This is a genomic window from Phytobacter massiliensis JC163, from assembly GCF_000321045.1.
In the GTDB taxonomy this organism is placed as follows: Bacteria; Pseudomonadota; Gammaproteobacteria; order Enterobacterales; family Enterobacteriaceae; genus Phytobacter_A; species Phytobacter_A massiliensis.
The window spans coordinates 855,960-865,222 of the sequence record NZ_HE578945.1 but is presented as its reverse complement, the minus strand read 5'-3'; the positions used below and the strand labels follow the sequence as shown (position 1 = coordinate 865,222).

Sequence of the window (9,263 nt, the reverse complement as noted above, 5' to 3'; positions counted from 1 at the left end):
TCCGTGTTCTGGAAGATTTTGGTCAGATCGCGCGGGTTGGCCAGCTCCTGCCAGGACTCCATCTGCATGACGCTCGGCGCGGTGCCGGTAATAAACGGACAGTGCGCCGCCGCGCCGATACGGGCCATCTCGCCCAGCAGCTCCACGTCCTGCGGGCTGTGGTCGAAGTAGTAATCCCCCACCAGGCAGCCAAACGGCTCGCCGCCGAACTGGCCGTACTCTTCTTCGTAGATTTTTTTGAAGATGGGGCTCTGGTCCCAGCCGACGCCTTTATAGCGTTTCAGAACGCGACCGAGTTCCTGCTTGGAGATGCTCATAAAGCGAATTTTGAGCATTTCGTCGGTTTCGGTGTTGTTAACCAGGTGATGCAGGCCGCGCCATGCGCTCTCCAGCTTCTGGAACTCATCATGGTGAATGATTTCATTGATCTGCTGGGAGAGCTTTTCGTCAATCCCGGCAATCAGGTTCTGGATGGTGCGATAGGTGTCGGACGAGAAGGTTACGGTGTTAGCCAGCGCCTGCTGCGCCAGCGTCTGCACCGCGTTTTCTACCGCCGAGCGCGCCTGTTCCGTTTTCGGGCGGAACTCTTTATTGAGCAGCGCGCTGAATTCGTCCTGGCTAAATACCTCGCCCTGCTGCAGTTCCTGCTGTTGAGATGGGTTGCTCATGGTTTACTCCTCCTTAGCCTGCTCGCCATCGCGTTTATCGGGCATCTGGCTCAGGGATTTCAGCAGTGTCGGATCTTTCAGGATTTTGGCGATCAGCTCTTCGGCGCCGTTTTTACCGTCCATATAGGTCAGCAGGTTGGAAAGCTGGGTACGGGCGTCAAGCAGCGCGTTCAGCGGCTCCACCTTGCGGGCCACCGCGTCCGGCAGGAAGTCTTCCATGCTGTCGAAGATTAAATCGACATTCAGTTTGCCTTCGCCGGTGAGGGTGTTATCCACCTGGAACGCCACGCGCGGCTTGAGCGATTTCATCCGCTCATCGAAGTTATCCACGTCGATTTCCATAAACTTGCGCTCGTCGACCGCCGGCAGGTTATCGACCGGCTTGCCCACCAGATCCGCCATCACCCCCATCACGAAGGGAAGCTGGATCTTGCGCTCCGCGCCGTACACTTCCACGTCGTATTCAATCTGTACGCGTGGCGCGCGGTTACGCGCGATAAACTTTTGTCCACTGTTACTTGATGCCATGATGTTCTCCATCGATTATGCGCGGTGAAGGTGTCGGGACAGGTGTCGCACCTGCCGTCATAACTCACGAATGTCGTCCGAAAATATTTTCCAGCTGATTCACGCCGTCCGGTGCCAGATCGCGAATGATCTCCATAAAATCCAGTTCGATAAGCCGCTGCACACGCTCGATCATCAGCGGCGCGGGGTGGCTTGGCTCATGCTGGGCAAAGTAGCCTTTCACCTTTTCCAGCATCAGCTGCGCATCGGCGCGATTGTTGATTTGTACGCTGCGCCAGTCGCCGACCGGGGCCGGGGCTGAAGCTGGGGTAGCCGCGGGCGACGCCGGTACCGACGCCTCGGCAGGCGCAGCCACCTCCGCGTTACGCCCGACGCTCGCAATCACCGAGGCGGTTTTGATCAGCTCATCCATCGCCGGCGCGCCGCTCTCATCCAGCTTCTCCACCAGAAAGGTGTGAATGGTGCGCAGGCGACCTTCTATTTGTTGCATCGTGCCCGCGGCCAATTGTTCCGGGCGCGACAGTTCATCTACCAGCCGCGCGCGGCCGCCGGGAAAGCTCGGGCAGTCGGGACGCGTGCCGTCCAGCAGCGCCTGCGCGTCGCGCACGTTAATCTCATCGCCGTTGCTCTTAAGCAGAACCGTCTGGCGTAACGTGGCGGCGAGCGCGGCTTTGTCGCCAAGCTCCGCCAGCGCGTTGATACGAAAGAAAGGATCGGGCTCGCCGTACTCCATCAGCGACGGCCACATGTCATCCCAGAAAAGCGCCATTCCCTGGCCGAGCAGCGACAGCCCCTCGGCATAGCCTTCCAGCCCGCGACGGTGTGTCCAGGCGTGGGTCAGCGCCAGCATGACGCGCAGATCTTTGGTACGGGCCAGCAGCGCGACGGCCAGCTTTTCCACCCGCGTCCAGTCGGCAGGCTCTGCCGGGATGATGGTGTCGCCAAACTGCTGCTCTGCCTTGCCGAGGCTTGCCTGCTCCATCGCCTGAAAGTCGGCGTCGTACTCCAGGTTCTCGCCGCACGGCTGCGCTGGCGAGACGGGGGCGAGTAAAGTTTCGATTGTCATTCGCAGACTCGCTTAATCAAACATCGGAGGATAGAGACCGTGGCGGCCAGGACGTGCGCCCCCCGCCGGGTCGAATAACAATGTGAAAAGCTGGCCGGTAAAGTTGCCGCTGTGCACATGGGTATAGAGCGGGTAGCCGTCGCTGCGGTTGGTCCACCAGAAGCTGGTCTGCCGCTGAGGATCGAAGCACTCCGCCGCCTGTCGCCAGCCCAGCGTCGGTTCGCCGTCGCCTTCGTAGCCGATAACGTCGAGGATCTCGGAGCGGCTCTCCTGCTCTACCGGCTGAGGCAGCGGAATGGCGTGCAGCGCCTGATCGAGCTGCTCGGCGGAGAAGGCGTTACGCACCGCGTGCAGCAGCGTTCTGCCCAGCTGCTGATACCAGTCTCCCGACTGGGCCAGCTGGCGCGGCGACCACTCCAGCGGGTTGATAGCCAGCAGCGCGCACAGGGGGTACTGGCGCCCTACGCTGTCGCGGCCCGGCAGCAGGCAGCCCATCTGTACCTGCTGGCCGCCCAGCATTGGCGGAACGACAAAATTCCACACCGGCGCGTTGCCGAACTGCCTGTCCGTCGCGCGCTCCTGCTCTTTTTGCCAGTTCACTAGCCCCAGCTGAAACCAGTGGGACCACTGACGCTGGAGCGCGTCAGGAAAGCGGCGCTGGAGAAAGTCGCCGGCACTGGGCAACTTGCCATACCAGCTGATTGCAGTTGTCGTCGTCATTCGACTTTCCTTGCGGTTAAGGGCATGCGAAACGGGGAAGCTGGAGCGGGTTGCGAATGCTGCCGGGAACAAACTCCAGCGTCACCTGATGCCCGTCAACGTTATAGGTCGCCTGGCGGCTCAACGCGCTGCCGCCGGGGCTGACGCGCGCCTTATCAACAAAGCGGTTCAGCGCCCACGCGCCATTGGTCACCAGCGTCGCCGTGGTGCCGTTGGTCAGGCCAAGCTGCATCCGTACCTGGCTGGTGCCGCCCGGCCCCGGCCAGTTAACTAACTGCACCGCCTGCGGCCCGTGGCTGTAGCGGAGGATCTGTCCGTCAACGTCCAGCGTCAGGTTCAGGATCTCATTGTCCATGCGCACGGTACGCACGGTCATACGAAACGACGGCGTGGCGCTGCCGCCGGCAAAGAAGGCGTCACGAATGGACTGCGCCTGCTGGAACGGCACCAGCAAACCTTCGCTACCCGGCAGGGTTTTACCGTCGATACCCGGCATAAAGCGCCACGGCGACTGGGTGGTGTCGACCTTGTTGGTCAGGTTGTCGCGGAAAAACGTGTCCATCAGGCCGCTGCCCGGCGCGAACATCCGCGCCAGATCGTCGGGGGTCACTTCGCTGCTGGCGGAGCGCACCAGCGGGTAGCGCCCGGCGATGGCCTGACGGCAAAAGCCGCCTACCTCGACGCTGATGCGTTTGCGGACGTTTTCCAGCTCCCGGCGCTGGGTGTCGCTGCTGGCTCCCACCGCCATATTGCTGAACATCGACTGCAAACCGCCCGGCAGTCGCCCGGCGCTGGCCTGCAAACGGCTGATGGTTTCGCCGCCCGGCGCAGGCATACCGCTGTTGGCGGCGTCCTGTACGGCGGTGAGATAGCGGTAAAGCTCGTCAACCTGTTTCAGGAAGTCATCAAAGACAATGGTTTTACCGCCTTTTTCCAGCGGCTGCGCCAGCTCGATAATCGGCGCGTAGTGTTCCGTGACCCGCTGCTCCGGCGTCTGAGCGACGGCGGCGGCCTGCGCGGTGGCGTTGTCGTTATTCCCGAACAGCACCTCCAGCGTCCGGCTTGCGCCATTGCTCTCCTGCGTTTTTTTCTCACCGGCTTCCGCCGGTTCGCGGGTTAACGTCAGCACCTGGCTTAGGTTAACCACCAGCTGACGCAGCGGCGAGTTGTTGCCGGAGAGCAGCCGCGCGGTGTTAATCCGCTGGGAAAGATTGGCGCTGTTGTTGAGCGCGATATCGGCAAGGAAGCTGTCCCACTGGCTGATAAAGTCGCGGGCGTAGAGCTGACGCACCGCGTTGTCCGTCTCCTGCTGCGCCTCCTGCTTCACCTGCGCGCCCAGCACCCAGGCATCGTCGTTATGCAGCGCGGTCGTGACCGGGCCAATCTGCTTATCGAAATGCTGCCAGTAGCCGTCCGGGGTATAGAGCCCTGGCACGCCGTCGTTCAGGGATTTGCCGCTTTTGCGTGAAAAGACCAGTTCGCTCTGCGGGCCGCCGAGGGAGGCCAGCGACACCGGCTTGAGGTTCTCATCGGCGGCCAGCAATCTTTTCAGGCGGCCATAGACGCGGGTCGCCAGCGGCTGCTGATTGATCAGCGCCTGTTCACGCGCGATTAACGCCTCGTCTTTGGCAAAAGGCGACGACTGGATCTGCGGCTCCAGCAGCTGGGAGAGATGCCACTCCAGGCGGCGCAGCTGGGCCTGCGTCATGTTCTGCGGCAGGTTGCGCTCCAGGTTGAGCATCACCCAGGAGTGGAGGAACTTGCCGTCGTAATGTTTCGGCTGGTAGAGCATCTGATAGGCTTTCAGCGCTTCGTAGCTGTACTCCACGTCGCTGCCGTTATCATTGCGCAGCCAGGTGGTGATGCGGGTCGCCACGTCCGGCAGCAGCAGCTCCTGCAACGCTTTCTGGTAGAGCGCCTGGGATGCGTCGGCGACGTCATAGCCGCGGTAGAGACCCATGCGGCGGGTAAGCGGCGGATCGTTAACGTCGAACTTGTCGCTCTGGGGCAGCGCGGAAAGGCTGTTCAGCAGCGGCAGCAGCGCGAAAAGATCGCCCGCCGGACGTTCGCGCAGGGCTTTCACCTGCTGGGAGATGCCGGGCACTTTGGCTTCCACTTCCGCAAGGTAGTCTTTATTTTTGCTGTAGCTGGTCAGCCACAGACCGCTAATGACCACCAGCAGCGCCAGCAGCGCGGCGTAGCCGGCCCACATGACCGCGCGGTTGCGCATCTCCCACCAGCGGTTCTCCCCGGCGATGCCCGCCTCCTGGAAGATAACGTTCTGCAGCAGGTTTTTAATAAAGAAGCTCTGCCCTTTGCCGCCCGGCACCGGGGCTTCTTTGCTGACGCTGTCCCAGTTCTCGCTCGCCGCGCCGTTGGCCGGCAGGGAAAGGGAACGGCTCAGCTCGCCCATCACCCGGTCGAACGGCAGCCCTTCCTGAGTGCCGCTGGCAAGGTAGATACCGCGGGGCGAGAATTCGGTTTCAAAATTGGAGCGGGCGAACAGGGTTTGCAGATAGTCGCCCAGCAGCGGACGTAGCGCGGCGAACTCCTGGGGGAAGAGATAACACTCTGCCCGCGCCCTGGGATCGCTTTCCCGCAGCAGAATATCAGGCAGGCCCGCGTCCAGACGCTGCTGCAACAGCGCATACTCCTGAGTGAAACGGCCCATCAGGTCGAAGTCAGCCTGTTTGCCCTCCTGCCAGGGGAAGGTAAAGCCCCAGATCTGGTCACGCTGGGACTTATCAAAACCGGCAAAGTAGGCACGGAACCCTTTTAACAGATCCGCCTTGGTGACCAGAACATACACCGGGAAGCGAATCCCCAGCTGTTCATGCAGTTCGGTTAGCCGCTTGCGCAGGTTGATAGCCTGCTCGCGCGAGGCGTCGGCAGACTGGGTAAGCAGGTCGGCGACGCTGATGGTCACTATTACGCCGTTAATCGGCTGGCGGCGGCGGTATTTTTGCAACAGCCCAAGGAATTTCAGCCATTCGCTGGCGTCCTGCGCCTGCTCGCTCTCCTGGGTGGTATAGCGCCCGGCGGTATCCAGCAGCACCGCTTCGTTGGTAAACCACCAGTCGCAGTTACGGGTGCCGCCAATGCCGCGCAGCGCGGTTTTGCCAAATTTATCCGCCAGCGGAAATTGCAGCCCTGAGTTGACAAGGGCGGTGGTCTTCCCTGCCCCCGGCGCGCCAATCACCACATACCACGGCAGCTGGTAAAGGTACTGGGTGCTAAAGCGTTGTGATAAATGCCCTGCGCGGTGGCCCGGCTGGTTGAAGTGGGCCTTTTTGAGGATCTGTGACGCCTCTTCAAAGCGATCGGCCAGGATCTGTTCTTCATTATTTAACCGCTGATAATCGCCGGACTCTTTCGGCGCGTTATCGCTTTTCAGGTTGTCCATCAGTTTGCGGTTGAGCCACGCGTTGTAAAGGCGCGGAATGATATGGCTCTGCACCCAGATGAAGTACATCACCGCGATGGTAATAATGCGGTTCTGTTCAGATTCCAGCGGGCGTGAATCGACAACGGAGAGCAGCGGGCCGATCATCCAGATAACCGCCGCCAGCGCCGTCATACCAAGAAAACCCCACAGTATGCGGTTCGTCAGAATTGAAAGCAGACTATTCATCCTTAGTTTCCTTGTGGCAATCCGTTCAGTTCGGCTGCCGTGTTCTCCGGCGATACCAGCAACGTTATTTCTACACGGCGGTTACGGGCGCGGTTCTCCGCCGAATTATTGGGTGCGATGGGGTTCATCTCGCCGCGCCCTTCCGCTTTCACGCGTTCCGGCTGGTTTAAATGTTTTTGCAACAGCGACTGCACGGAGCGCGCGCGCTCAAGGGAGAGCTCGTAGTTGGAAGCGAAACGGGCGCTGCGGATCGGCACGTTGTCGCTGTAGCCCACCACCAGGATTTTGCCGCTGACGTTGTTCATGGCCTGCGCCACGCGGTCAATCACCGGCTCATAGCTGTCGCGCGCCACCGTGGAGCCGGAGGCGAAGAGACCATCGCCTTTAAGGATGACCACGCTGCGGTCAGCCTCATCACGCACCGCCACCAGACCGGCTTTGATCTCCGGCTGGAGGAAACCGCGCAGGTTGAGAACCGGCGGCAGAGCGGGCGCAGGCTCGGCAATGGCCGCTTCCGGCAGCGTGGTCTGGTAGATCTTCGCCAGCACCGGGTTGGTGTTGTCGCCAAGACGCCAGTTGAGCACGATGTAAAACAGGCAGGCGATAAAGCCCGCCAGCGCCACGCAGGCCCATAGGGGGATCACCGGACGCCAGAGTTTGCGCAGCACCGGCTGGTCTTCCGGATGAATAGAGAGCGGCGGCGGGTAGTTGCCGCGCACGCTGCGAATCATCTGCCAGAGACGCTGTTTGATGGTCTCAAGCTGGGTGCGGCCGTTATCCATCACCCGATAGCGCCCTTCGAATCCGAGCAGCAGGCAGTAGTTAATGAGTTCCAGCAGCGCGATATGCTCGCGCGGGTTTTGCGACAGGCGAGCCAGCAGCTGGAAGAATTTTTCCCCACCCCAGGTTTCGTTATGGAAGGTGACCAGCAGGCCGCTGCCGGACCAGACGCCGCGGCTTCCCCATGGGGTCAGCGCCGCGGCCTCATCCAGCGCGGTACACAGACAGTAGCGTGCGCCGACGATCACTTCGTAAGCCAGCCCGGACTTTTGACAGCGCACTTCGAAACGGCGAATTTCATCAATCAGCTGTTGGCGCAGGCCCGCCTGATCGTCATGGGAGACGGAGTGGCGAATCTGCGGTATCGCGTTAAGCAGCGGATTGGCGGCGGCGACCAGCGGATTGTTGCCGCTCGCGCCCGCAACTGAGGCATCACTGCCGTTAGCGTATTGTTCCTGCATATCTTGCGCTCGCTTTATTCGTTCGGGCTACGAATGGCCCAAAATTCCATGTCCAGGCCTGGAAACTCACCCGCCAGATGCAGCGCGAAGGCGCCGGATTTCTCCATCTCGTTCCAGAGTTCGCCGCCTTTTTCCAGTTCAAAATAGTTATAGCCCGCATGCCAGGGGATCTGCGGCGGCGCGACCGGCATCGCCCGCAGCATCATGCCGGGAAGCTGGAGCTGAACCAGATCGCGGATTTTGGTGACCGGGGCAACTTTCATCTGCGCCGGGAAATGGGTTTGCAGCAGTTCGCCCGGCACGTTGGCTTTTACCGCCAGCACGAAGCCGAACTCCCGGGCCATGCTGGTCGAAGGCAGCGTGGCGACGTTGAGCCCGTGGCTGCGCTCGGTGAGCGGCAGCTGGATGGCGTGCTCCTCCATCACCAGCGACAGCCCCTGACGCAGCATCATCATCAGGCGGCTGAAACAGCCCGCCAGGTTGTCATGGTCATAGACCGGCAGCACCTCGTCCGGCGCGCGCGAGGCGGTCCATGTGGTGAGTTCGGTGGCAAAGGCCAGCCAGTCGCGCCAGATCTCCTCCGGGTGCACCAGCGGCATGGTTTTCAGATGCGAGACCCGCCCAACGTGATGGTTAATTAACGCCAGCAGGGTAAACTCCACCATCTCGGTGGTATTGAAGCGGCCCGGCTGACGCAGACGCTGGGCAAACTGCTGGCTGCGCTGGTTCAGCAGACTTTGCAGATCGTTAATCATGGTATACAGCGGCGCGCTGTTGGCGGCATTGAGCATCGGGGGGATATACGCCGGATCATGGCGAACGTGGTTATCATTGCGTTTTTCCAGCACCTGCACCACGCCCATCGCCGTCCATTCGGCGGTGAGATCTTTTTCCAGCATCAGCTTTAAGCGCAGGCGGCCGAACTGCAGCGCCGCCGGGCCAACGGAGATGGCGTTATCATCGTCCACTTCGCCTTCCCAGGTGATATAGCGCGCCAGCGACTCTTTATCTTCGCTGAAAATCACCTCTTCACGGCCGCCGCGCCGCGCCGGGAGCGCCAGCACGACACGCTCATTGGTGACGTTGTCGGGAATGGCAAGCGGCGTAGGCGCGTAGCGCGGATCGTGGAAAGAGAAAAAGGTGCCGTCAGGCAGCAGTCCGCTGGCGCTGCTCAGGGCAATACAGCCCTGGCGCAGCATGGTTTCATCCAGTTCCAGGTCAAGGAAGCCCCAGAGCCACGGGCGCTGCAGCGCGCCCCACTCACGAATATGGTGATGCAGGTAGCTTTCCGCGCGCTGGAAGTGATGAGGACGCAGAAACATACCCTCGGTCCAGACGACCTTTTCTGCTTTGTTCATTCTGTTTTCCTGTTATGAATGCGCTATCTGGAAATGACGCGAATCCCGTTC

General features: G+C 61.1%; 7 protein-coding genes. All 7 read right to left on the bottom strand.

The window, feature by feature from the left end:
• A partial coding sequence (locus ENTHG_RS04365) for a type VI secretion system contractile sheath domain-containing protein (RefSeq protein ID WP_044174089.1) occupies nt 1–668 on the bottom strand: 668 nt, incomplete at its 3' end.
• A 3-nt stretch (nt 669–671) separates the two neighbouring features.
• Complete coding sequence (gene tssB / locus ENTHG_RS04360; RefSeq protein WP_044174080.1) at nt 672–1,196, bottom strand: type VI secretion system contractile sheath small subunit; 525 nt, start codon at nt 1,194–1,196, stop codon at nt 672–674.
• Between the two features lie 64 nt (nt 1,197–1,260).
• The gene (gene tssA, locus ENTHG_RS04355; protein ID WP_044174069.1) at nt 1,261–2,262 is read right to left on the bottom strand and encodes a type VI secretion system protein TssA; all 1,002 of its coding nucleotides are present in this window, start codon (nt 2,260–2,262) and stop codon (nt 1,261–1,263) included.
• 12 nt (nt 2,263–2,274) lie between these two features.
• Nucleotides 2,275–2,982: a type VI secretion system-associated protein TagF gene (gene tagF, locus ENTHG_RS04350; RefSeq protein ID WP_044174055.1), complete on the bottom strand. Its 708-nt coding sequence runs from the start codon at nt 2,980–2,982 to the stop codon at nt 2,275–2,277.
• A gap of 16 nt (nt 2,983–2,998) precedes the next feature.
• Nucleotides 2,999–6,613 (bottom strand): type VI secretion system membrane subunit TssM, encoded by a 3,615-nt coding sequence (tssM, locus tag ENTHG_RS04345; RefSeq protein ID WP_044174043.1) that lies wholly within the window; start codon nt 6,611–6,613, stop codon nt 2,999–3,001.
• A gap of 2 nt (nt 6,614–6,615) precedes the next feature.
• Complete coding sequence (locus ENTHG_RS04340) at nt 6,616–7,854, bottom strand: DotU family type VI secretion system protein (RefSeq protein WP_044174031.1); 1,239 nt, start codon at nt 7,852–7,854, stop codon at nt 6,616–6,618.
• 14 nt (nt 7,855–7,868) lie between these two features.
• Entirely contained in the window at nt 7,869–9,212 is a 1,344-nt protein-coding gene (gene tssK, locus ENTHG_RS04335) for a type VI secretion system baseplate subunit TssK (protein ID WP_044174021.1), read from the bottom strand.
• Between the last annotated feature and the right edge of the window lie 51 nt (nt 9,213–9,263).